Consider the following 22590-nt stretch of genomic DNA (forward strand, 5'->3'; position numbering starts at 1 on the left):
GTGGGGAGGGGATGAGGGACATCTCCCTCAACCCCTCCCCACGTCGGGAAATCCGACGCGTGACCGGGTTAGCTGGCGGAGGGGACCGAGTCGCCCGCGGGCTCGCTGTCGTCGGGCGGGAGGGCGCACCAGTTTTCGGCAACGAGACCCGCGACCAGCAGCGCGACGGCGCACACGAGCGACACGATTGCCAACGGCATCCCGGCGCCCACGACGGTGCGCGAGGCGAGCCACAACACCGTGGCCAAGCATCCGCCGGCGAAAATGCTGCCGCCGAGGCTCGACGCCTTCGCGAGCGCAAGCGCAAGCATCGCGCGCTGCGGATCGACCCGCTTACGCGACACCTCGCGCCACTCGGGGCGGTCGTCCTCGGCGTCATCGCGCCGACGGTCAGTCGAATCCTGCGCTTTGCGCAGCGCCTGCGTGTACCGGCGCACCGGCCACGCGAGCACGATCGTGACGATACCGATGAGCAGCAGCGTGATGCCGAACGGCAGCGACGGCACGATCGTCGCCGAGCCACCCGACGTGAGCCAGACCTGCAGGGCCCAGACCACGACGCCGGCGGCGACAAAGAGCAGCACGAGCCGCCAGGGGTTAGTGCGGGTCATCCGCGGTACCTCTCGACCCGGTCGGCGGCGTTCGCGAGCAGTTCGCGAATCGGCCCGCGGCCCGGCAGCGACGCCTCGGGTTCAATCTCGGCCCAGGGGGCAAGTACGAACGCGCGCTCGAACGCTCGCGGATGCGGCAGCTCGAGCGTCGCATCGTGTAGTTGCAGCCCACCGTGCTCGACGATGTCGAGGTCGAGCGTGCGGCTCCCCCACCGCTCGGCGCGCACTCGACCATGCCCGGTTTCGATCTGCTGCAACTGGTCGAGCAGCTCGTGCGGCTCGAGGCTCGTGTGCACCGCGATCACCGCGTTGAGATACGCCGGCGCCGACTCGTCGACGCCGTGCGTCGTGAGCGCGGGTGTCTCGTAGAGGCTCGAGCGCAGGTGCGGCCAGACGCCGTCAAGGGCCTCGATCTCTTCGAACGCGTCGCGGATCGTCGCCTCGCGGTCGCCCAGGTTCGAGCCGAGCGCGATGACCGCGCGGGCGCTTGGGCCGCGCGCCTCGATAGGCTGCGCGCCCTCGGGGCGGTACCGCAAAATCGAAATCATCACATCGTCGAAGCGCAGCTTCACCGGCGCCTGCGGCTTGTGCACCGTGATGCGCACCGCCTGGGGGCCTGGGAACGCGAACGTCACGGCCGCGAGCCGCTCGGCGAGGGTCTCGAGCAGGTCGACCGGCTCCTGCATCGCGACCTCGTAGAGCGCGCGCATGAGGTGGCCGTAGTGCACCGTCTGCTCGATCTCGTCGGATGCGGCGGCCGCGCGCGTGTCGATCCAGACCTCGGCGTCGATGTAGAAGTCCTGGCCGTTCGCGCGTTCGTGCGCGAAGACGCCGTGACGGCCATGCACGTGCAGCCGGTCGATGACGATGCGGTCGAGCTCGGGGGCGGGCAGCGCCGGATGCGCGGCCGGGCCCGGCCGGTTCGGCGTGAGCTGGATCGCGGCCTCCGCCGGGTGGATGTGCGGAGTCGCGAATGCGGTGGGCGCATTCGCGGCCGGGGTGCTGGGAGTAGCTCCCCCGGTCGCCGCGTTCGCGGCCGACTCCTCGCGCGCATCCGGCGCAGCGGCCGAGGCCCGCGTCATGTCCGCGGCCGACTGTTGCTGCGCATCCCGGCCGAGGCCAGCATCCCGCTCAGTCACTGCTCGGCGCCTTGCTCGCGCAGGTCGGCACCGTTCTGCCAGGCCGAGACCGTGTCGATGGCGACTCGGGTCGCGGCGACGTTGTGCACCCGCACGCCCCACACGCCACGCTCGGCGCAGAGGGCCGACACGACCGCGGTCGGCAGGTCGCGGGCGGCGACGGGCGCCTCCGCCGGCAGCAGCTGTCCGATGAAGCGCTTGCGGCTCACCCCGACGAGCACCGGATGCCCGAGCCGCTGCAGTTCGTGCAGGTGGTTGAGCACTGCCCAGTTGTCGTCGTGGTCCTTGGCGAACCCGAGACCCGGGTCGAGAATGATGCGCTCGGGCGCGATGCCCGCCGCGACGGCGCGGTCGCGCATCTGCTGCAACTCAGCGAGCACCTCGGTGGCGGTGTCGTCGTAGTCAGCGAGGTCGTTCATGACGACGCTGTGCCCGCGCCAGTGGCTCAACACGAACCGCGCGCCGCGCTCGGCGACGACCTCGAGCATCCGCTCGTCGGCGCGTCCACCCGAGACGTCGTTGATGATGACGTCGCCCGCGTCGAGGCAGGCCGCGGCGGTGTCGGCGTACATCGTGTCGACCGAAACCGGGATGCCGTCGGCGATGAGCTGCTGCACGACCGGCAGCACGCGCGCGAGCTCTTCGTCCTGCGGCACGCGCTCGGCGCCGGGTCGGGTCGATTCGCCGCCGACATCGATGATCGTCGCGCCCTGCGCCACGAGCCGATAGGCGCGTTCGAGCGCGGATGCGGTGCGCGCGTCGGCGCTCTCGAAGTCGAGGGTGCCGCCGTCGCTGAACGAGTCGGGCGTGACGTTGAGCACGCCCATGATCTCGGTCGTGCTCGGGTCGATGGTGACTTCCGCGGACAGACGCAATTCGCTCATGTCGATATTGTCCCGCACTCTCTCGTGCGCCGCTTGGGTCGGTTTGGGCGTGTGGCGCGGCGTCCGCTGCCGGCGGCCGGGGGAACTCGGGCGACATCGGCGCACCGGTGGGCCCGCGGCCACATAGGATGCCGAAAAGACTCCCCAGTGAAAGGCCGCCATGTCGACGCAGACATCTCCCGAATCGTCGGGCCACTCCCCCCGCCGCGGCGCTGACGCCGGCGCGAGCAGCGCATCCGCGGGACTCATCGAGCGGCAGGGCATCGACGTCGTCGACCCGTCGCAGCGCACCGCGAAGCCGTCTGATCTGTTCTGGCCGTGGTTTGCCGCGAACGTGTCGGTGTTTGGCATGTCGTACGGCTCGTTCATTCTCGGCTTCGGCATCTCGTTCTGGCAGGCAACGGCGGTTGCGATCATCGGTATCGTCGTGTCGTTCTTCCTCTGCGGCCTCATCGCGATCGCGGGCAAGCGCGGCTCGGCGCCGACCATGGTGCTCAGCCGCGCCGCGTTCGGCGTGCATGGACAGAAGGTGCCCGGCATCATCTCGTGGCTGACGTCGATCGGCTGGGAGACGTTCCTCGCGATCATGGCCGTGCTCGCGACGTCGACCGTGATCACACAGCTCGGCGGCGACGGCGGCGTGGTCGTGCAGATCATCGCGACCGTCGTGGTCGCGGCGCTGATCGTCGCCGCGTCGGTGCTCGGCTACCACGTGATCATGCGGCTGCAGTCGATCCTCACCTGGATCACCGGCGCCGTCACGATGCTCTACGCAATCCTCGCGTTCTCGCACATCGACTTTGCGGCCGTCTCAGCGCTCGAGGGCGGCAGCCTCGGCCAGGTCATCGGCGCACTCGTCATGGTGATGACCGGCTTCGGCCTCGGCTGGATCAACATCGCGGCCGACTGGTCGCGCTACCAGCGACGCGATACCCCCGACAGCAAGATCGTGTTCTGGAACACCTTCGGCGGCTCGGTCGCGCCCGTCGTGCTCGTCGTCTTCGGCGTGCTGCTCGCCGGCTCCGACCCCGCGCTCAACGAGGCGATCGCGGGCGACCCGATCGGCGCACTCGCGGCCATCCTGCCGACCTGGGTGCTCATCCCGTTCTTACTCACCGCCGTGCTCGCGCTCGTGTCGGGCGCCGTGCTCGGCATCTACTCGTCGGGGCTGACGCTGCTCAGCCTGGGCATCCGCATCCCCCGCCCCTCGGCCGCCGCGATCGACGGCGTGATTCTGACCGCAGGCACGATCTATGTCGTGTTCTTCGCGACCGACTTCCTCGGGCCGTTCCAGAGCTTCTTGATCACGCTCGGCGTGCCGCTGGCGTCGTGGGCGGGCATCCTCATTGCCGACATTCTGACGCGGCGCCGCGACTACGACGACGCCGCGCTGTTTGACGCGCGCGGCCGGTACGGCTCGTGGGACTGGCTGTCGATCGGCACGATGGTCGTCGCCTCGGTGATCGGCTGGGGCTTCGTCGTGAACTCGTTTGCCGAGGACGCCGCGTGGAACAACTGGCAGGGTTACCTGCTCTGGATGGTCGGCGGTCGCGATGGCGACTGGGCCTACGCCAACCTCGGGGTGTTTTTCGCGCTCGTGCTGTCGTTCGTGGTCGCGTGGGTTGGCCGTCGCGGCAAGATCCGCCGGCAGGAAGCGGATGCTGGCTGAGGCTTCGCGGGTGGGGAGGGCGTTGCCGCGTGGCCGCGCCCGCCTCGCAGGGTGTCCCCAATGTCCCACATCTGACGCGAAAAGTGGGACTTCGGGGACCCTTTGCGGTGGCCGCCCAAAGCGCGGCCGCGACCCACATCACAGAGTGTCGCCGAGATCCCACTTTCAACGCGAAAAGTGGGATGTCGGGGACACTAGGCGGCGGCCACCCTGGGCGTGATCACCGCTCGCGACGCAAAGTGAGTCGAAGTTACCGAAAAACGGCGCGAAAACCGCAAATTCGACTCACTTTGTGGAAGCCGAATGTGTCGCGGCTCGCATCACGATGCGCCCCATCCGCGGTTTTCTAGAACAGATGCAGTTCTCTAGAAAAGATGCGGTTGCGAGGGCGCCCGAACGCCGCGAATGCGGTCCTCGCGACGGTGCGGCCGTGGCGGATACGTGTGGTCGCGCCCGCAGCAACCCACAGGTACCCGTGGAGGGACTCTTCTGTGACAGGGTGTCCCCAATGTCCCACTTTCAACGCGAAAAGTGGGACGTTGGGGACACTAGGCGGTGGTCACCCAAAGCGGGGCGGCGACCCACGGCGCGGAGTATCGCCGATGTCCCACTTTCAACGCGAAAAGTGGGAGTTCGGGGACACTAGGCGCCGCAACAGTAAGAGCGGCGAGCGCCGCGGCTTCCTCAGCGCCGCGAGCGGCGCGCTCCCCTATTCGTCGCGGTCGGAGGCACCCAGGGCGATGAGGCGCAGCACCTCGGCCCGCGCATCCGGGTTGTTGAACGCGCCACGCGTCGCGAGCGTGACTGTCTCGGAGTCGCTCTGGCGCGGTCCGCGGTCGGCGACGCATCCCTGCCGCGCCTCGAGCACGGCGATCGCGCCGCGGGCGTCGAGACCGGTCATGATCGCGTCGACGAGATCGTCGCCGAGCCGCTCCTGCAGCGTCGGCGCGCTCGACAGCGTCTCGACGAGGTCGTACAGCCGGCCGAACCCGATGATCGAGTCGCCGGGCAGGTACGCGAGCTGCACCCAGCCATCAAATGGCAGCAGGTGGTGCTCGCACACCGAGCGAAAACGGATGTTCCGCAGCAACACCGGCTGCCCCGACTCCACGGCCTCGAGGCGGTCAACGGCCGGCGCCGCGTCGGGCTCGTCGAGCGAGATGCGCCCCTCGATCAGGGGCGCGACCGCGTCGACGCCAACTCCAGCAAACAGCTCGGCCGCCGCGGCCGCGACCCGCGCCGGCGTGCGCGCGAACTGCGCCGAATCGGGGTCGAGGCCGCAGGCGGCGAGCAACTCTCGCACGGCCGCCTGCGCGCGCTGCGCATCCACCGCCATCGTTACGACCAGGCGCCGGGGCGCGTCGGGCCCTCGGGGTTGTCGAGGCCCGAGCCGGGCTCGGGGCGGTCGAGGCCAGGATGCACGTCGGTCACGCCGGGCTTGTCGCCCCCGAATCCGGGCTGCGGCACGCCACCGGGATGCGCGCCACCGTCAGGCTCGCCGGCACCGCCGGGCGTGTGGCCGCCACCGGGCTGACCGGCCCCAGCACCAGGCGTACCCGCGCCAGGTCCATGGCCGCCATCAGGCCGGCCCGCGCCGGGCTGGCCAGCACCAGGCTGACCGGCACCCGGCACACCAGGCGCACCAGCCCCGTCACCGTGCCCAGCACCATCCTCGCCAGCACCAGTCGCGTGGCTCGAAGGCTCCTCTTCGCCGCTCGCGGGCAGGTGCGGCTTGAGCTGCACCGGCGGGCGCGAGCTCACGGGGCGCTCGGGGCTCGAGAGCCACTGCGCGCGTTCGGGCAGCTTGACGATGCCCGCGAAGATCTCGGCGAGGCGCTCGTGGCCGATCGTCTCGACGTCAAGCAGTTCGGCGGCGAGGCGGTCGAGCACGTCACGGTTGTTCGTGAGCACCCACCAGGCCTCCTGCTGCGCCTGCTCGAGGAGCCCCTGCACCTCGCGGTCGACGACGAGGGCGGTCGTGTCGGAGTAGGGCGCGCCCTGCGAGCGCGAGTACGGCGACTCGCCCTCGTTGTCGCCGAGCTTGATCGCACCGACGGTGTTCGACATGCCGTATTCGGTGACCATCTTGCGGGCCGTCTTCGTGGCCTTCTCGATGTCGTTGGATGCGCCGGTCGTCGGGTCGTGGAACACGAGCTCTTCGGCGATGCGGCCACCCATGGCGTAGGTGAGCTGGTCGAGCAGCTCGTTGCGGGTCACCGAGTACTTGTCTTCAAGCGGCACGACCATGGTGTAGCCGAGGGCGCGGCCGCGCGGCAAGATCGTGATCTTCGTTACCGGGTCGGTGTGGCGCAGGGCCGCGGCCGCGATCGCGTGGCCGCCCTCGTGGTACGCCGTGATCAGCTTTTCCTGGTCGTTCATGACACGGCTGCGACGCTGCGGGCCCGCGATCACGCGGTCGATCGCCTCGTCGATCGCGCGCGCGTCGACGATCTGCGCGCCGAGGCGGGCCGTGAGCAGCGCGGCCTCGTTGAGCACGTTCGCGAGGTCGGCACCGGTGAAGCCGGGGGTCTTGCGGGCGACGACCGAGAGGTCGACGTCCTTCGCGATCGGCTTGCCCTTCGAGTGCACCTCGAGGATCTTGCGGCGGCCCTCGAGGTCGGGGGCGTCGACGCCGATCTGGCGGTCGAAGCGGCCGGGGCGCAGCAGGGCCGGGTCGAGCACATCCGGGCGGTTCGTCGCCGCGATGAGAATGACGTTCGTCGTCGCGTCGAAGCCGTCCATCTCGACGAGCAACTGGTTGAGCGTCTGCTCGCGCTCGTCGTTGCCGCCGCCCATGCCGACGCCGCGCTGGCGGCCGACCGCGTCGATCTCGTCGATGAAGATGATGGCGGGGGCGTTCTGCTTCGCCTGCTCGAACAGGTCGCGCACGCGCGAGGCACCCACGCCGACGAACATCTCGACGAAGTCGGAACCCGAGATCGAGTAGAACGGCGTGCCCGCCTCACCCGCCACGGCCTTCGCGAGCAGCGTCTTACCCGTGCCGGGAGGGCCGTAGAGCAGCACACCCTTCGGAATCTTCGCGCCGACCGCGAGGAACTTGTCGGGCTCCTTCAGGAAGTCCTTGATCTCGGCGAGCTCCTCGAGCGCCTCGTTCGCGCCGGCAACGTCGGCAAAGGTGACCTGCGGGTCTTCCTTGCTGACGAGCTTCGCCTTCGACTTGCCGAACTTCATCATGCCGCCGGCGCCGCCGCCCTGCATGCTCGACAGCATCAGCCACACGAAGAAGCCAATGAGCACGAGCGGCAGCAGCAGCGAGAGCGCGGTGCTGAACCAGTTCGGGCCGGGCACCTCATCGTTGTAGTTCTCGGCGATGTTCGCGTCGTCGACCGCGCCGACGACGGCCTCGGCGCGCGCATCCACGAAGTAGAAGTGCGCCTGCTGGCCGTACTCCTCGTCGGCCTCGGCGAACTCGATGTTGACGCGGTTGTCACCCTGAACGATGGTGACGGTCTTGAGCTTGTCCTTCTTCAGGATCTCGAGACCCTGCTGCGTCGTGACCTCAGTGTTGCCCTGCTGGTTGATCAGGCTGAAGCCGATTCCGATCACGATCACCGCGAGCAGCACAATCGTGATCGGGCTCTTCAGGAGTTTCTTCAAGGTTTTCATGCGCGCGAGCGAACCCGCTGCCTTTCGTTCAGCGACGCCGGATGCCCGGCTCGGGAAGCGGGGCAGCAACACGCCCCTCCAGTTGCGGAAATCCTACTAGCGCCCACTTTGGCGCTGGCTGCCCGTTCGCCACCCGCGCACTCGACGTGCGGCGGGCCGGATGCGCGGGTCGAGCCCAGCGCCGGGAGGCCGGATGCCCGCGAAACTACGCGAGCGAAACCGAACGCGGGTCAATGCCAAACGAGTGCCGCAGCGCCGAGCGCGCGGCGTACCACCCGCCGAGCCCGTGCACCCCCGGCCCCGGTGCCGCCGCCGACGAAGCGAGGTAGATGCCTTCCCCTGGCGTGCGCCACGGATCGGGCGCGAGCACGGGCCGCGCGAGCAGCTGCGGCAGCTGCACCGCGCCCGAGCTGATATCGCCGCCGACATAGTTCGCGTTGTACTCGCCGAGCTCGGCCGCCGGCGTGCACTTCACCCCGACCACGCGGTCGCGCACCCCCGGCGCGAAGCGCTCGAGCTGCGCGAGCACGCGCTCGGTCACGTCGAGCGTCGAGCCGCGCGGCACGTGGGTGTAGCTCCAGACGGCGTTGAACTCGGCCGGGTTGCGGCCCGGGTCGAACTCGGTCGGCTGCGCGAGCAGCACATACGGATGCGCTGCGTGCCGGCCGCGCGCGACCATCCCCTCAGCCGCCGCGACCTCGGCGCGGGTGCCGCCGAGGTGCACCGTCGGGGCCTGTGCGATGCGCGGATCCGCCCAGGGAATCGGGCCGTCGAGCACGAGGTCGACCTTCGCCGCGGCGTTGCCGAAGCGGAACCGGTCGAGGGAGCGCAGGTACCTGCCTGGCAGCTTCGAGTGGGCGATCTCGGTGAGCGCGCGGGCAGAGGTGTCAAAGACGTGCACGTCGTAGTCGCCGAGCTCGGCGATGTCACGGATGCGCGTGCCGGTCTCGATCTGTCCGCCGTGCGCGAGCAGGTCGTCGGCGAGAGCCCGCGAAATCGTAGCCGAGCCGCCCACCGGCACGGGCCAGCCACCGGTGTGCCCCGCGACCGCGAGCACGAGACCGATCGCCGAGGTGGCGAGCGCCGGCATGCGCCCGATCGAGTGGGCCGCGACACCCGAGATGAGCGCGGGCGCGGCGACGTCGCGAAAGCCGAGGTTCCACAGCGGCGAGCCCTGTCGTAGCGCGGCGAGGCCGGTCAGCACGGTCGCGATGAGGTCGCGCGGTACCCGCACCATGCTGCCGCCGAGGGCGAAGTCGAAGACGCCGGCCGCGCGGTCGACGAGCGGCCGCATCAGTCGCCCGTACGCCACCCCGTCGATGCCAAGCTCGGCGACGGTGCGGTCGAGGTCGCGATACGCGATCGCGGCCTCGCGCCCCTCGAGCGGATGCGCGTACGACGCCTCGGGCACGACGAACTCGACCTTGTCGGCGAGCCGGAACTCGTGGAAGAACGGCGATGCGAACGCCATCGGGTGAATCGCCGAGCAGGTGTCGTGCACGACCCCGGGCATGACCGACTCGGCCGTGCGCGTGCCCCCGCCAATCGTGTCGGCCGCCTCGAACACGGTGACGGGAACGCCAGCCCTCGCGAGCGTTACGGCCGCCGCGAGCCCGTTCGGGCCCGAACCGATTACGGCGGCGGATCGGGCTGCACGAGTCATAGTCCCGAGGGTAGCCAGTCGCGGCCAGCGCGCCCACCGCCCGCCCGCGCAGCCTCCTGACAGGCAGGCGAACGCGGGCCGAGTAGCCTCGGCAGCATGAGTGAGCGCAGCGCGGCATCCTCCGAATCCAGCACGACCGAGGGGCCGAGCGGCATGGCCGAGCTCGACTTCAGCGCGGTGCGCGAGCAATACGAGCTGCGCGAGGAGTTCTCCCCCGAGCTCGAGCAGGCGGCCGCCGAGGCAAGCGACCGCCTCGCCGAGGGCCGCATTGACGCCCGCAAGCTCGCGCTCGTCACGATCGACCCGCCCGGGTCGAAGGATCTCGACCAGGCCGTGCGCATTCAGCGGGGCACCGAGGCCGGCCACGCCGGCTACACCCTCTTCTACGCGATCGCCGACGTCGGCGCGTTCGTCGCGCCCGGCAGCCCGCTCGATGCCGAGGCGCGCCAGCGCGGCGAGACCAAGTACCTGCCCGACGGCAACGTGCCGCTGTACCCACGCATCCTCTCCGAGCAGACCGTGAGCCTCGTCAAGGGCGAGGATCGCCCGGCCGTGCTCTGGCAGATCGAGACGAACGACCAGGGCGAGCTCACCCGCGCCCGGGTGCGGCGCGCGGCGGTGCACGTACGCGAACGCCTCGACTACCCGACGCTGCAGGCGCACTACGACCACGGCAAGCTGCTGCCCGAGCCCATCGAGCTGCTGCCCGAGTTTGGCGGGGTGCGCGAGGAGCGTGCCCGCGAGCGCGGCGCCGTCGAGCTGCAGCTGCCCGAGCAAGACCTCGTGCACGTCGACGGCAGCTGGCAGCTGCGCCTCGAGCCGCGCACCCAGATGGATGCTTGGAACGCGCACTGCTCACTCGCCACCGGCATCGCGGCCGCCCGCATCATGCTCGCCGGCGGCACGGGCCTGCTGCGTACGCTGCCCCAGCCCGACGACGAGACGGTGCAGCAGTTCCGTCAGGCCGCCCGAGCGCTCGGCGTCGATGCCGGCGACGAGCAGGCGCCCGGCGAGATCCTCGCGAGCCTCAAGCCCGACGACCCGAAGGCGCTCGCGCTCAACTCGGTGGCGACGAAGCTGCTGCGCGGCTCGGGCCACCTCGCATTTTCACCCGACAACCCGCCCGAGAACGACGGCGCGACTTGGCACGCCGGTGTCGCGAGCGAGTACGGGCACGCGACCGCGCCCATCCGCCGCCTCGGCGACCGCTTTGTGAGCGAGGTCGCCCTCGCCTTCGGCGGCGAGTGGGTCGCGCTCGACGGCAGCGCGCAGGTGAGCGGCGAGGTGCCCGCCGAGATTGCGGATGCGCTGCCCGATCTGCCCGGGCTGCTGCAGAACTCGGGCCGGGTCGCTGCGTCGGTTGAGAACGAGTGCATCAACCTCGCCGAGGCGGTCGCGCTGCAGGATGCGGTGGGCCAGGAGTTCGATGCCGGCCTGCTGCGCGCCGGCGACGGCGACCACCACGCCGAGGTCTTCGTCTACGAACCGCCGGTCATCGCGCAGTGCCGCGGCGACGTTCCGGCGGGCGAGCACGTGCGAGTGCGGCTCGTCGAGGCGAACCCGACAACCCGCAAGGTGCGCTTCGAATACCCCGCCTAGGCGTTGCGTTCCAACCACCAGGCATGGGTGTTGCGTTTAGCCCCAAAATCGCGCGAAATCGGGCGTCGAACGGGGCCAAACGCGACACCCATGGCTTGGGATGCGCGGGTCAGGACTCTGGGGAGAGCGCGGCCTTCGCCGCCTTGCGGGCCGCGACCCGAGCATCCGCGATGCCGAGGCGCCAGAGCAGCACGCCCGCGGCCACGAGCCCGCCGCCGTAAATCACGGCCCACCAGGGGAATCCCGGCACGGTCGGGTCTGCGCCGGCCGCCTCGAGGTCGGCGATCGGCGTCGGTGTGACGCGCTCGGCGGTGACGAGGATGCGGTGGGTGTTGATGCCGAGCGGCGTGCAGGTGACGAGCGTGACGAGGTCGTTGTCGGCCACCGAGCGCAGCGAGTCGGTGTCTTCGGGCGCGACGACCTTGGTCTCGATGACCTCGTAGGTGAGCACCTCGCCCATGACCTCGATGGTGAAGCGGTCGCCGATGTCGACCTGGTCGAGGTTCGAGAACATCGTCGCGTTGGCGAGGCCGCGGTGTGCGGTGATGACCGAGTGGGTGCCCATGCCGCCGACCGGCAGGCTCGAGCCCTCGAGGTGGCCGGCCCCCTCCATGAGCGTGTCGTCGCTCGTGCCGTGGTAGATCGGCAGGTCGAGGTCGATCGACGGAATCTTGATGCGAGCCATGAGGCCCGAGTCGTCGGTCGTGAGCATGTCGTCGTACGCAAGGGTGCCGCTGCCCGTGCCGGTGCCGGTCGGCACGTTCGCGCCAGCCTCGAGGTCGACGCCCGCGGTGAGCGCGTCGTTGTAGGAATGGGCGAGCGCGAGCTGGTCATCGGCGCTCGGGTCGGCGTGCTGCAGGCTCGTCTCGTAGTCGCGAATCAGCGTCGACTGGTTGTACGACGACAGCCACTGCGCCGCGTACGGGTAGATGAGCACGCTGAGGCCGATCACCGCGATGAGCACGATCGCGATCGACAGCACGCCGGGGCGCCAGCGAGGCGTGCGGGCCTCGGTGCCGGCCGGCTTTGCGGCGGTTGCGGTGGTGGTCACGCGGTGATCTTTCTCGAGTAAAGGGGTGTGCCCCGCGGGTCGACGTGCAAGGGGTACGTCGACCCGCGGGGCGGGTTCGGGATGAGCCTACTTCGCGGCGTTCGCGCGGCGGCGAGCCATCACGAGGCCGAGGGCGATCGCGAGCAGCGCGGCGCCACCGATGGCCATGAGCAGCTGGCCCTGGGCACCGGTCATCGGCAGCGAGGGAACCTCGGGCTGCGAGTTCTCGATCTGCGCGTCCCACTCGGCGTCGGCGGTGGTGCCGGCAACGACGGTCACGGGGAAGAGCGCGTTGTCACCCTCGGGCAGCACGTACCCGGCGGGAGCAGCGGTCTCCTTGAGCACGTAGCAGCGGGTGTCACTGAGGCTGCCGGTGTTCGTGTCGCTCACGAAGAGGCCGTCGATGCCCTCGACGAGGCCGTTCTCGTTCGAGGTGAACGAGGTGGCGCCGTTGATCGAGATCGCGTCGCCGGTCGGGGTTGCGGCCGAGCAGTCAGCGGCGTACGCGTCGGCGGCGGCGTAGACCTCGAAGGTCGCGCCCTGCAGCGCGGTGGCGGGGGTCACGTCGTTGATCTTCTGGATGCGCAGGTTGCCCCACTTGGTCACAACCTCGTTCGAGTCGACGCCGTCGGTCTGCTCGGGGTCGTTCACGAACACGGTCGCGTCGTTGACGATCTCGCCGTCGCCCACCGAGGTCACGGTGCCCTGGAAGGTGGTGACGATGTTCTGGCCCTCGAAGTCAGCGGCGAGGCGCTCGAGGCCCGAGGCGGTGAAGACGACCTGCACGGTGCTGCCGTTGACGACAACGTCGTAGTCGGTGCCGTCGACGAAGGTCACCGAACCGTCGGCGTTGGTCACCGAGGGCACGGCGAGCGAGCCGAGGCGGGCGTCGAGCGTGTCGCTCACGACGTACGAGGTGATGCTGCCGTTCGTGGCGACCGTCGGCACCTTGGTGGTGACGGGGAAGTTCACGGTCGAGCCGAGGCCGAGACCGCTCGGTGCCTCGACGTCCTTCGTGATGTCGGTGACACCGTTCTTCGGGTACGCGTGCACGTTGTAGAGCCAGCCGCCGTCGTAGGGCAGCGGCAGGGTCACGATGAACGGGGTCGCGTGGTCGACGACGCTCGCGGGCGCGTCGGTCTCGGTGACAACGTACGCGCCGAGCTCGAGGCCAGCGATGGTGGCGACGCCGCCGTTCGAGGTGACCACCTCGCCCGCCGAGGTGAGCGTGTAGCCGGTGACGGTGCCGTCGGTGTTCGGGGTGAGGCCGTCGAGCAGGGCCCAGTCGGCCTGGTCGGCGAGGTCGATCTCGTTGATCTTCTGGATGCTGAAGGTCACGCCGTCGACGCCGGCGCCGAACGCCGAGGTGTCGCCCGACGCATCCGGCGCAGCCGCCGTCTCGTCGTTCGTGCTCTGGTGCTCGTGCTTGTGGATCGTGAGCGAGCCAGTGCGGTCGAAGTCGATGTTGCCGTAGTCAACATCCTCAGCGGCCTGGGCAGCCGATGCGCCCAGGAGCGATGCCGCGCCGACCGCGAGCGCCGCGATGACCGAAGCCACCTTGCGCGAGCGGGAGTGATTCTTGATCATTCCGATTCCTTTCTTGGTCTGCGAGGCACCGCAGAGGTGTGTTTTCGGGCGCAGTTGGCACGCCCAAGTTGTGGGTGAGGTGGAGGAGTTGGGGTCTAGGAGGTCGCTCGGCGGCGCAGGGCGCGGATGCCGAAGACGAGGCCGACGAGGAGGAGCAGACCGCCGCCGCCGAAGAGGAAGGCGTCCTGGCCGAGCCCGCCGGTGAGCGGAATCTCGAGCCCGTCGCGCGGGTCGTTCGTGATGGCGCCGAGGTCGTACTCGAGCTGCTCGCCGTCACCGTTGCCGATCACGATCGTGTGCTCGGTCTCGTCGAGCAGGTACCCGGCTGGCGCCGCCGACTCGACGAGCGTGTACGTGCCCCACGAGAGCGACTGCAGCGAGAACTTGCCGGGCGCCGGGTCGCGATCGGGACCGGTGCACTCCGACGCGTCGGCCGCGTCGCAGTCGGTGATCGTCGTGACGGTGCCGTCGGGGCCGGTGAGGGTCCACTCCGAGCCGCCGAGCTCGTTGTCGTTGCCGTCGGCCTTGGTCCAGACGACCGAGCCGGGCTTGTCGGTGTTCACGAGCGTGCAGGTGACCGCCTTGTTCTCGGGCACCGTCACGTTGCCATCGGTGATGGTCGTGCTGGTGCCGTCGACCTCGCAGGTCATCGACGTGAGTTCATAGCCGGATGCGCTGGCATCGCCGCCGCGGAACAGCTCGGTGATCGCGTAGGTGCCGGCCGCGACTTCCTTCGTCTCGCCGCTCGTGTAGTTGAGCGTCGCGCCCGAGGTGGGTGCCGCGGTGAAGGTCCAGTCGTTCTCGACCGCGGGGGCGCCGTACTGCAGATTGAAGTCCTTGATGATCGTCAGCTGGGTCGGCTGCTCCTTGTTCACGAAGCCGCACTCCACCGAGTCGCCCGCCTTGACGCCCGGAACCGTGCCGGACTCGGCGTCGAACACGATCGGCTGCGACTTCGTGCCGTCGAGGCTCGTGATCACGCACTGGCCGCTGACGAACACATAGCCGTCCTGCTGCGTCTCGGTGACCGTGATCGTCGAGGTCGCCGTCGTCGAGCCGAGGCGGAGCTTCCAGTTCGTCGCGCCGCTCGAGTTCGTGTTCTGCGTCGTCGCCGTCGGGGTCAGCGTGCCGGTCGTCGGGCTGACCGTCATGGCCCAGCCCGAGGCGAGCGAGTCGTTCTCGCCGTTCGAGTCCTGCACCGTCTTCGTCACCTTGATCGCGGCGACGAGCGGCTTGTTCGTGATCGTGCAGACCACGGCGGCGCCGCCGCGGTTCGGGATCGTCACTGTGCCCTGCGCGGCATTGCCGGATGCGAGGGTCGCGCCGGTCTCGTCAACGCACTGGTAGCTGCTGGTGTAGTCCGCGAGCGTGGAGGCGGAACCCGAGGCCATCGACTCGGAGATCGCAACCACCTGGCCGGTCTGCACGGGGAACGGACCGACCTGAACATCCTGGATGCCCGTGGCTGAGCCGGTCGTCGGCGCGGTCGAGATGACCGAGCCGGTCTGGCTCGAGTCGCGCAGCGTCAGGTTGAACTGGTCGCTCGAGTCGGAGCGGCCGGCGACGTCCTTGAGCAGCGTGACCGTGGCCGGCGAGGCGCAGCTCGCGAGGTCGGTGCTCATCGAATTGCCGCTACCAAGGCCGGTTGTAATCGTCCGGATCCGGTTCCAGGTGGTCGGGTTGTACTGGTACGCCGAGGAGCCGTCGCCGAGCACGACGGTGCCGTCCTGGAGGAAGGCGATGCCGTTCACCCCACTCGGCGCGTTGTTGATCGTGCGCGTCGTCGTGTAGGTCGCCGAGATGTTGCGGCTTGAGCTGCCGGCGTTGATCGCGGCCTCAATGTCGCTGGCGCTGATCGAACCGATCGACAGCTGAATGTTGCCGTTATTGGCGACGAGACTTGCGCGGACACTATAGAGGTTGCCCGAGGCGTCGAAGGCAATGTCACCGTTGTAGCCGCTGTAGTTGTTCGACCAGGTCGGCCCGACGCCGGCACGGCCAATGTTGATGTGCTGGTTCGTGGTCGGGTTGTAGACATAGAGGCGCAGGTAGACCTGATTGCCCTGCGTTTCGTACGAACCGTAGACGTACATGCCGGTATTGAGGTCGACTGCACCGGCCACGAGGCTGTTCTCGCTCCCCGTCGCCGAGTTAGCACTGTTGGGGATCGACTCCCACGTTCCCGATTCTGAGGTCCAGCGCAACATGCGCACGATGTCCCTCGCGTTGTTCGTGCTGCTGCGTTCGTAGGCGTACATCGTTTCGCCGTTGGCACCAATGCCAATGCCATTGACGCTGGAGTTATTCGTGCCCCACCGGCCCTCGCTGGTAACAGTGGCAGGCGAGGTGTTGGCGTTGATCTTGCGAACCGTGCCGTTCGAGAGCACCGAGTAGAAGTATCCGTCGCCGCACTCAAGCGTCGGCACCGCCATGGGCGAGACGATCGCGTTCGGCGTCACCGCGTTGTTCGACTCCGTCGTGGCGTCGGTGCTCGCGGTGTCGTCTTCGGCGGGCGTGGTCTCGGTGGGCGCGGTCGTCGAGGTCTCTTCGGGTGCCGTCGTCGACTCGGTCGCGTCGCTCGTCTCGGTCGCGGCGGGCGTCGCCGTGGGCTCGTCGCCCGTGGCCGCGAAGGCGCCGGTGGCGGGGATGCCGAACAGCCCGCCGAGGAGCGTCGCAATGAGTGCAACGCGGAGGCCGCGGGTGGCGGTTGCTCGGCGGATCGTGGCGCGACGCTGCTGCATGCGGGAGTCCTTCTCGTCTCGTGGCTGGGTGAACCACTCGACCGCCAGGAGCGTGCGCAGGTGCGCCGCGGCGTCAGGCAAAAGGCCAGGTGATTCCCGACTTCAAGTTATGGGTTCGTTGCCTTTTGCACAGCCAAATCACAGACAGTTCAACCCCGCCTTTCATCGCCCGCGTACCCCCACGATCCCGGGCACGTACCCCCGCATCCCCCAATGCGTTTTCATGCGTACCCCCACACCGCCCCACGGCAACAGAACGCGTCACCCAACAGGTGTCGGGAGGGAGCGCCGCCTCCCCTCCGGTTAGTCGTGTGCCCTGCAATCGCGCGGAAACGGGGCGGTGCGGGTGACCTCGAACTGGGTCACCCGCACCGAATGCGAGAGGAATCGCCTATTTGTCGGCAGCCGTCGACCGCGGGAACGCATCCTGGCCGCCGCCACCACCTCGGGCGCCGGCGTCACCTATCGGCGTCACCCCAGAAGCGTCGCGATCGCCACCGCGAGGAACCGACCGCGTCGATTGCGAGGCGATGTCACTAGACTCCCCCGGCTCTGCGTCACGCCCCAGTAGCTGATTGCGGTGCGCGATCTCGAGTGCCTCGGCCCGCCCCGCGGCCCCGAGCTTGCGGTAAATGCTCTTGAGCTGCGAGCGCACCGTCGCGATCGTCACGTGCCGCTCGTTCGCCACCTCGGTGTTCTTGAAGCCCCGATCGAGCAGCTCGAGCACCTCGATCTCGCTGCGCGTCAGCGCGAAAGTCTCGTACCACTCGACGTGGTGCGCATCGCCGAGCGAGGCGCGCAGCACCGCGACAACCGCGTCGTCGAGCGGATCCTCAAGCTCAAGCATCGCCTCGACGCTCGCGCGGGGCAGGTAGCGCAGCGACCAGCGCAGCAGCGGCGCCGATTCGAACTCGCGCCACATCGCGTTGAGGCCGCGCACCGCCGGCGTCTCGCGCTGGAGGCGAAGCTGTGCGGCCGCATGCAGCACGCGCACGAGGATGCTGAAGCGCGGAATCTCGCCGAGGGTTTCGGGCTGAGCCCACGCGAGCGACGCCTCGAACTCGCCCTGCCACTGATCCCAGATCGTGCGCATCGTGTTTGCGAGGTAATCGTCGGCGTCGCGCACCCGCTCGACCAGCGCCGAGGCGGCCGTGCGATTGCCCTGGTTGAGATACACCGTGAGCGCGGCGAAGGCGCTCATCGTGCTGGGGTAGCCGTCGGCCCAGACCTCTTCGCTGTTCTTGAGCGCCTGCTGCACGTCGCGCTCGCTCAGGCTCTCAGGTGCAGCGGGGCCGCGCACGAGCATGTTGAACGTCTGTAACGAACTGGCGGCTGCCGCCGCGATGCGTACAAAGAACGGCGCATCGAGCACCTCGATGGCCTCGGCATCGCGACCTTCCTCAACGAGCCGCAGCGCGAGGGTGTGCCCCACGACGCCGTGCCCCGCAGGCAGCGCGTTTTCGCCGAGTTGCCGCAGGCCGAGGAAGTCCTCGACCGCGGCGAGCGAGTCTTCCCGTTGCGGATGCGCACGGTCTGACCTCGTGCCGTACCGCAGCGCCTGCTCGCCAAGGCGCAGCGCCGTCGTCATCTGGTCGGTCATGACGGCGACCCACAGCAGCAGGCCGAAGTGGCTCGCCGCGCGGGATCGCGCCGCCTGTTCGCTGCCCTGCAGCGCCTCGCCGAGGGGCCCGGCCGACAGCTCGAGCACATACGCGAGATAGCGCACGGTGCGCTCACGCTCGCCGAGGAACAGTGCCGTGTAGGCGAGCATGCTGGCGCGGTCGAGCTCGTCCTGCGGCGTGCGCGCGGTGCGGTCGCGCAGGGCGGCGTGCGCGGCGCGCGCCCTCGGCAGCAGTTCACGAATCGGCGTGCCGTTGGCCCACCGCACCTCGTTCTGCATGATCGTCAGGGCGGGCGACTCGTGCGGGTCGATCACCGCCTCGACAATGTACGAGGCCTGCACGTCGTCGATCACCTGCAGGATCTGCTGATAGTTGCCGGCGACGAGCGCGTCGGCCTCGGCGAGCCGACCGAGCGACATCAGGTAGTGCAGCTCGCCCGTAAGCCGGCCGTGGGCGCGCGCCGTGGCGAGCCCGCGCTCGAACATCGCCGTCTGCTCGTCGTCGGTGAGCTCGTGCAGCCACGCCTGCCAGACGTTCGCCGCCCACATGAGCCGCTCCTCGCCAAGCTCGAAGTCGATCGAGCGCTCGAGAAACGGCAGGTAGCGAAACCGGTGAAACATCTCGGCGAAGTCCGAGGCGGCGAGATCCTCATCATGTTGAAAGTGCGTCTGCAATTGGCTCGCCGAGAACGACCGCAGCGAGCGAGCGCCGTGGAGCACCTGCCAGATCTTGCCCGGGCGCGCGGCCACTCCCGCGGAGCGCCGGCCCGAACGCTCGAGCGCGAACACGAGTGGCGACGTCTCAGCGATGCGCCACGAGGCACCGAACTGCTGACCCAGCCGCACCTGCAACTGTCGGGTCACGAGCATCGGATGCCCGTACGTGCCCTCACCAACGCGGGTCGCGAGGGCGGGCTGCGCACGGCCGGTCGTGAGCTCGACGAGCTGCTCGACCTCGTCGTCGGTAAACGCGAGGTCGCGCTCGGCCAGGGCAATGACGTCGATGTCGTAGAGCTGCTCGAAAGGCGGGGTATCGACGCTCGTCATCACCACCCGCAGGCGCGGGTTCGCCTCGAGTGCGGCGAGGATGCGCGGCCACAGATTGTCGTCGACCGCGTTGACGAGCGAGTCGGCGACGAGCACGAGCGGCTCAGCCGCATCCACCTCATCTAGGTGACGCCGAAACTGCGCCCGGGTCACCGTCTCGACGATGCGGGTGGTCGGTTCGTGCTCGGCGAGGTGGGCGACACACTGTTCGAGCCACACCGTGGCTCCCCAACCAGGAAACACCGACACGACGGTGAGCTGCGGCAGTTCGTCCCAAATAGGTGCAAACCTCGTGCGAACGAGGGTGGGGACGGACTTCCAAATAGATGCGGGCAACTGGATCTCACGCTCATTTCGAGATGGGTGTCGCTCTTCACCTGCTTGGGCGCAGGTGTGCCATGTTTGCACCGCTTCCACGGCGCTGGGGTGTGACCGACTCGGATCGTGCGCGGTGTACCCACCGCGATACGACCGTAGGTTCGGCCTCCGACACGGCATGCTGAGGAGCGGCGAACCGCCGAGCTGCCGTATGGATCAGGTCGACGAGCGTTGCCGCTGAGCCGTCGTGCGCTGTTCCATCTTCACCAGTTATACCCCGGTTGACACGTATTTAAACAGCGTATTTCGGTGAATACTTTACATTTTCACCCTGCCGCGTATCCCCCCTGCATTTTTGTTCACCCCTATGACCTGCAGGGCGGGGGTCAGGCGTATTTCCTTGACCTGCAGGGCGGGGGTCAGCGGTCGGCAGCGGTCTGGCGGGGGTAGGAATCGGTCGCCCCGCCGCCACCCTCGTGCGGCAGCAGCCGCAGGCGATGGGATGCCTCGATCGCCTCGTCGCGGTTCGTCACCTCGAGCTTGCGGTACAGGCTCTTGAGCTGCGACCGCACGGTGTCGATTGAAACGTGTCGATGGGTCGCGATCTCGGTGTTCTTGAAGCCACGCACCAACAGGTGCAGCACCTCGGTCTCGCTGCGAGTGAGCTGCACCGGTGCCTGCCAGCGAACGTGCCGGGCATCGCCGCGCGCCTGTTCAAGGGCATCCCGCAACCCCGGCTCCAGCTCGGCGCCGAGCAGCGACAACTCATCGACCACGGCTTGCGGCACGTGCCGCAGCCCGAAGCGCAGCAGCGGCGGCGCTTCGACCAGTGCCCACGCGGCGCGCAGGTGTTGCGCCGCCTGCTGCGGCGGTCCCGTGCGCAGCGCTACCACGGCGAGCAGCACGCGGCCGAGCACGGCAATGCGCGGCAGCTCACCGAGCGTCTCGGGGGTGAGCTCGACCGTCGCGGCCACGAAGTCGCCGTTCCACATCGACCAGAGCGAGCGCACGATCCGCGCGAAGATGTCGTGTTGATCGGCGAGCCGTGCGACCAGCGCGGCGGCCGACTCGCGGTCGCCAAGGTTCGCGAATGCGCCAAACGCGGCGAAGGCGAGCATCGTGCTCGGCGCCGCGGCGCCCCAGAGCGCACCCGCCCGCTCGAGCGATTCGTGCACCTCGCGCGAGGTCAGCGCCTCGGGCTGGGCGATGCCGCGCACGAACAGCACCATGGTGTCCATCGACACGAGCGCCGCCGTCGCGACCCGCACGGCCATCGGCGCCGCGAGGTAGGCGATGGCCGCGGCATCCTGCCCCTCGTCGATGAGCCGCAGCGGCACCGCGTGGCCGAGCACACCCGCGCTGAGCGCCGGCGTGCTGCGCGCGCCGATCGCGCGCAGCCCAAAGAAGTCTTCGATGCTCGCGAGCGTGTCTCGGCGTTGCGCCTGCGAGCGGTCGGCGTCGCTGCCGTAGAGCAGGGTGTCACGGCCGAACTTCAGCGCAAGCTCGGGCTCGTCGTTGAGCATCGCCGCCCACACCAGCAGGCCGAGCTGGTTCGATGTCTGCGAACGAATCTCGCGCGGCGCCCGCTGCAGCGCCCGGCCGAGCGGGCCGTTGACGACGTCGCGGATGCGCGCGAGGTACCGCCGCGCGCGCGGCCGGTCGCCGAGGAACGTCGCGGAATACGCGAGCATGGTCGCCCGCGTCATCTGCTCGTGCAGGCCGCTCGTCGACGAAGCGAGCAGCGCCGCGTGTGCTCCCTCGAGCAGCTCACGCACGTCGCTCGGCGTCGCGCCATCGCTGATGCGCACCTCGGCTTGCAGGATCGCGAGCGACGGCGTGCGCCGGGGCACGACGGTGAGGTCACTCACGAGCGCCGCCGTGGCCGAGTCGAGCACCTGCATCAGCTGCTGGTAATTGTCGTCGACGTGACGGTCGGCTTCGTCAACCCGCTCGAGGCACAGCAGGTAGAACAGCTGATCGGTGAGGCGTCCGTGCCTCCGGGCGGTCTCGAGGGCGCGCAAATTATTGCTCGTGCGCTGCACCTCAGTGGTTTCGTACTGCACTTGTCGCCAGACCGACGGCACCCAGGCGATGCGCTCCTCGCCAAACTCGAAGTCGAGCACGCGCGTGAAGAACGGCTGGTGGCGAAACTGCTCAAAGGCCTCGGTATCGTCGACACAGCTGCAGTCGACCCGGCCCTGCAGGTGCAGCTGCAGCTGCAGGGCCGAGAACGAGCGCAGTTCGCGGGCGATGCGCAGCACTCGCCAGAGGCAGCTGTCGCTCGGGGGCGCGATGTCGGTGTTGCGGCTCGTGAGCGCGAAGGCGTGTACCTCGGGAGGATGCTCGGAGGCGTCCCACATGCCGTTGAGCGAGCGAGTGAGGCGGTTGCGCAGCTGCCGCGCGATGATCGCCGGGTGCCCCTTCGAGCCGTCGCCGACGAGTTCGGCGAGGGCCCCGTGCCCCGGGCCGGCGACGAGCTCGACGTAGGCCTCGGTCTCGGACTTCGTAAACGCGAGCTGCCGCGACGAGAGCCGCAGCACCTCAATGTCCGAGAACGCGTCGAGCGGCGGCACGTCGATGCTCGTAATCACGACGTGCAGGGTCGGGTCGGCGCGTAGGTGCTCGGCGATCTTCGGCCAGAGCTCGTCGTGGACCGAGTTCACGAGGCCATCGGCGACGAGGATGCGCTGCTCGGCGTCGTCACGCGCGCCAAGCAGCCGCGCGAACTGCGTTCGGGTCACAGCCTGCTCGACTCTCGCCCCGGGCACGTTCGCGTCGACGTACTCGAGGCACTGCTGCAGCCACACCGAGCGACCCCAGCCGTGAAACGCGGTGAGCAGGGTGAGCTGAGGCAGATCGCGCCAAATGGGCGCGAAGCGGCCACGAACGAGCAATCGCTGTTCGCTCCACATCGATTCGGGCGAAACCACCTATTCGACACCCTCTCTACGAGCGTCGGGAGCCCGGCGCGAGGCCGCGCTGGCTGGAATTGCCCTCATTATGCCCCCGACCTCCGACATCGAACAGTGTGAA

The 22590-nt window shown here is 69.0% G+C and carries 13 protein-coding genes; 2 read left to right on the forward strand and 11 right to left on the reverse strand.

What is annotated here, in order from left to right; all coding sequences use genetic code 11:
- Nucleotides 1-68: 68 nt before the first annotated feature.
- Genes QM019_RS09450 through folP form a run of 3 tightly spaced genes read right to left on the reverse strand, consistent with a single transcriptional unit; the run spans nucleotide 69 to nucleotide 2634 of the window.
- Complete coding sequence (locus QM019_RS09450) at nucleotides 69-611, reverse strand: DUF3180 domain-containing protein (protein WP_282828421.1); 543 nt, start codon at nucleotides 609-611, stop codon at nucleotides 69-71.
- Nucleotides 608-1750 (reverse strand): 2-amino-4-hydroxy-6-hydroxymethyldihydropteridine diphosphokinase, encoded by a 1143-nt coding sequence (gene folK / locus QM019_RS09455; protein ID WP_282852763.1) that lies wholly within the window; start codon nucleotides 1748-1750, stop codon nucleotides 608-610. The genes QM019_RS09450 and folK overlap by 4 nt, the downstream gene beginning before the upstream one ends.
- Nucleotides 1747-2634, reverse strand: coding sequence for a dihydropteroate synthase (gene folP / locus QM019_RS09460; protein ID WP_282852764.1), 888 nt, complete (start codon nucleotides 2632-2634; stop codon nucleotides 1747-1749). Before folP ends, folK begins: the two co-directional genes overlap by 4 nt.
- A 160-nt stretch (nucleotides 2635-2794) precedes the next feature.
- Here folP and QM019_RS09465 point away from each other — a divergent pair, with 160 nt between their 5' ends.
- A complete protein-coding gene (locus QM019_RS09465; protein WP_282852765.1) occupies nucleotides 2795-4303 on the forward strand; it encodes a purine-cytosine permease family protein in 1509 nt (502 codons plus the stop codon).
- A 709-nt stretch (nucleotides 4304-5012) separates the two neighbouring features.
- On the opposite strand, the gene folE is transcribed toward QM019_RS09465, so the two are convergent.
- From folE to QM019_RS09480, 3 genes are all read right to left on the reverse strand, one after another.
- The gene (gene folE / locus QM019_RS09470; RefSeq protein ID WP_282852766.1) at nucleotides 5013-5639 is read right to left on the reverse strand and encodes a GTP cyclohydrolase I; all 627 of its coding nucleotides are present in this window, start codon (nucleotides 5637-5639) and stop codon (nucleotides 5013-5015) included.
- A 2-nt stretch (nucleotides 5640-5641) separates the two neighbouring features.
- Nucleotides 5642-7930 (reverse strand): ATP-dependent zinc metalloprotease FtsH, encoded by a 2289-nt coding sequence (ftsH, locus tag QM019_RS09475; protein WP_282852767.1) that lies wholly within the window; start codon nucleotides 7928-7930, stop codon nucleotides 5642-5644.
- Nucleotides 7931-8135: 205 nt separating this feature from the next.
- Nucleotides 8136-9593: a phytoene desaturase family protein gene (locus tag QM019_RS09480; protein WP_282852768.1), complete on the reverse strand. Its 1458-nt coding sequence runs from the start codon at nucleotides 9591-9593 to the stop codon at nucleotides 8136-8138.
- 96 nt (nucleotides 9594-9689) lie between these two features.
- Between QM019_RS09480 and QM019_RS09485 the strand changes: the two genes are divergently transcribed.
- Complete coding sequence (locus QM019_RS09485; RefSeq protein WP_282852769.1) at nucleotides 9690-11192, forward strand: RNB domain-containing ribonuclease; 1503 nt, start codon at nucleotides 9690-9692, stop codon at nucleotides 11190-11192.
- Between the two features lie 109 nt (nucleotides 11193-11301).
- Here QM019_RS09485 and QM019_RS09490 read toward each other — a convergent pair whose 3' ends face one another.
- The 5 genes from QM019_RS09490 to QM019_RS09510 form a co-directional block, all read right to left on the reverse strand.
- The gene (locus QM019_RS09490; RefSeq protein WP_282852770.1) at nucleotides 11302-12243 is read right to left on the reverse strand and encodes a class C sortase; all 942 of its coding nucleotides are present in this window, start codon (nucleotides 12241-12243) and stop codon (nucleotides 11302-11304) included.
- Nucleotides 12244-12330: 87 nt separating this feature from the next.
- Nucleotides 12331-13830: a SpaH/EbpB family LPXTG-anchored major pilin gene (locus tag QM019_RS09495; protein ID WP_282852771.1), complete on the reverse strand. Its 1500-nt coding sequence runs from the start codon at nucleotides 13828-13830 to the stop codon at nucleotides 12331-12333.
- Between the two features lie 95 nt (nucleotides 13831-13925).
- A complete protein-coding gene (locus QM019_RS09500; RefSeq protein ID WP_282852772.1) occupies nucleotides 13926-16652 on the reverse strand; it encodes a SpaA isopeptide-forming pilin-related protein in 2727 nt (908 codons plus the stop codon).
- 310 nt (nucleotides 16653-16962) lie between these two features.
- Complete coding sequence (locus tag QM019_RS09505; protein ID WP_282852773.1) at nucleotides 16963-19575, reverse strand: helix-turn-helix transcriptional regulator; 2613 nt, start codon at nucleotides 19573-19575, stop codon at nucleotides 16963-16965.
- A 401-nt stretch (nucleotides 19576-19976) separates the two neighbouring features.
- Nucleotides 19977-22487, reverse strand: coding sequence for a helix-turn-helix transcriptional regulator (locus QM019_RS09510; protein ID WP_282852774.1), 2511 nt, complete (start codon nucleotides 22485-22487; stop codon nucleotides 19977-19979).
- Nucleotides 22488-22590 lie beyond the last annotated feature (103 nt).

The sequence above is a fragment of the Gulosibacter sediminis genome (genome assembly GCF_030011715.1).
GTDB lineage: Bacteria > Actinomycetota > Actinomycetes > Actinomycetales > Microbacteriaceae > Gulosibacter > Gulosibacter sediminis.

What these genes read in the sequence shown, in the direction of transcription:
- QM019_RS09450 (WP_282828421.1), bottom strand. Translation starts at nt 611, where the DNA reads ATGACCCGCACTAACCCCTGGCGGCTCGTGCTGCTCTTTGTCGCCGCC.
- folP (WP_282852764.1), bottom strand. Translation starts at nt 2,634, where the DNA reads ATGAGCGAATTGCGTCTGTCCGCGGAAGTCACCATCGACCCGAGCACG.
- QM019_RS09465 (WP_282852765.1), top strand. Translation starts at nt 2,795, where the DNA reads ATGTCGACGCAGACATCTCCCGAATCGTCGGGCCACTCCCCCCGCCGC.
- folE (WP_282852766.1), bottom strand. Translation starts at nt 5,639, where the DNA reads ATGGCGGTGGATGCGCAGCGCGCGCAGGCGGCCGTGCGAGAGTTGCTC.
- ftsH (WP_282852767.1), bottom strand. Translation starts at nt 7,930, where the DNA reads ATGAAAACCTTGAAGAAACTCCTGAAGAGCCCGATCACGATTGTGCTG.
- QM019_RS09480 (WP_282852768.1), bottom strand. Translation starts at nt 9,593, where the DNA reads ATGACTCGTGCAGCCCGATCCGCCGCCGTAATCGGTTCGGGCCCGAAC.
- QM019_RS09485 (WP_282852769.1), top strand. Translation starts at nt 9,690, where the DNA reads ATGAGTGAGCGCAGCGCGGCATCCTCCGAATCCAGCACGACCGAGGGG.
- QM019_RS09495 (WP_282852771.1), bottom strand. Translation starts at nt 13,830, where the DNA reads ATGATCAAGAATCACTCCCGCTCGCGCAAGGTGGCTTCGGTCATCGCG.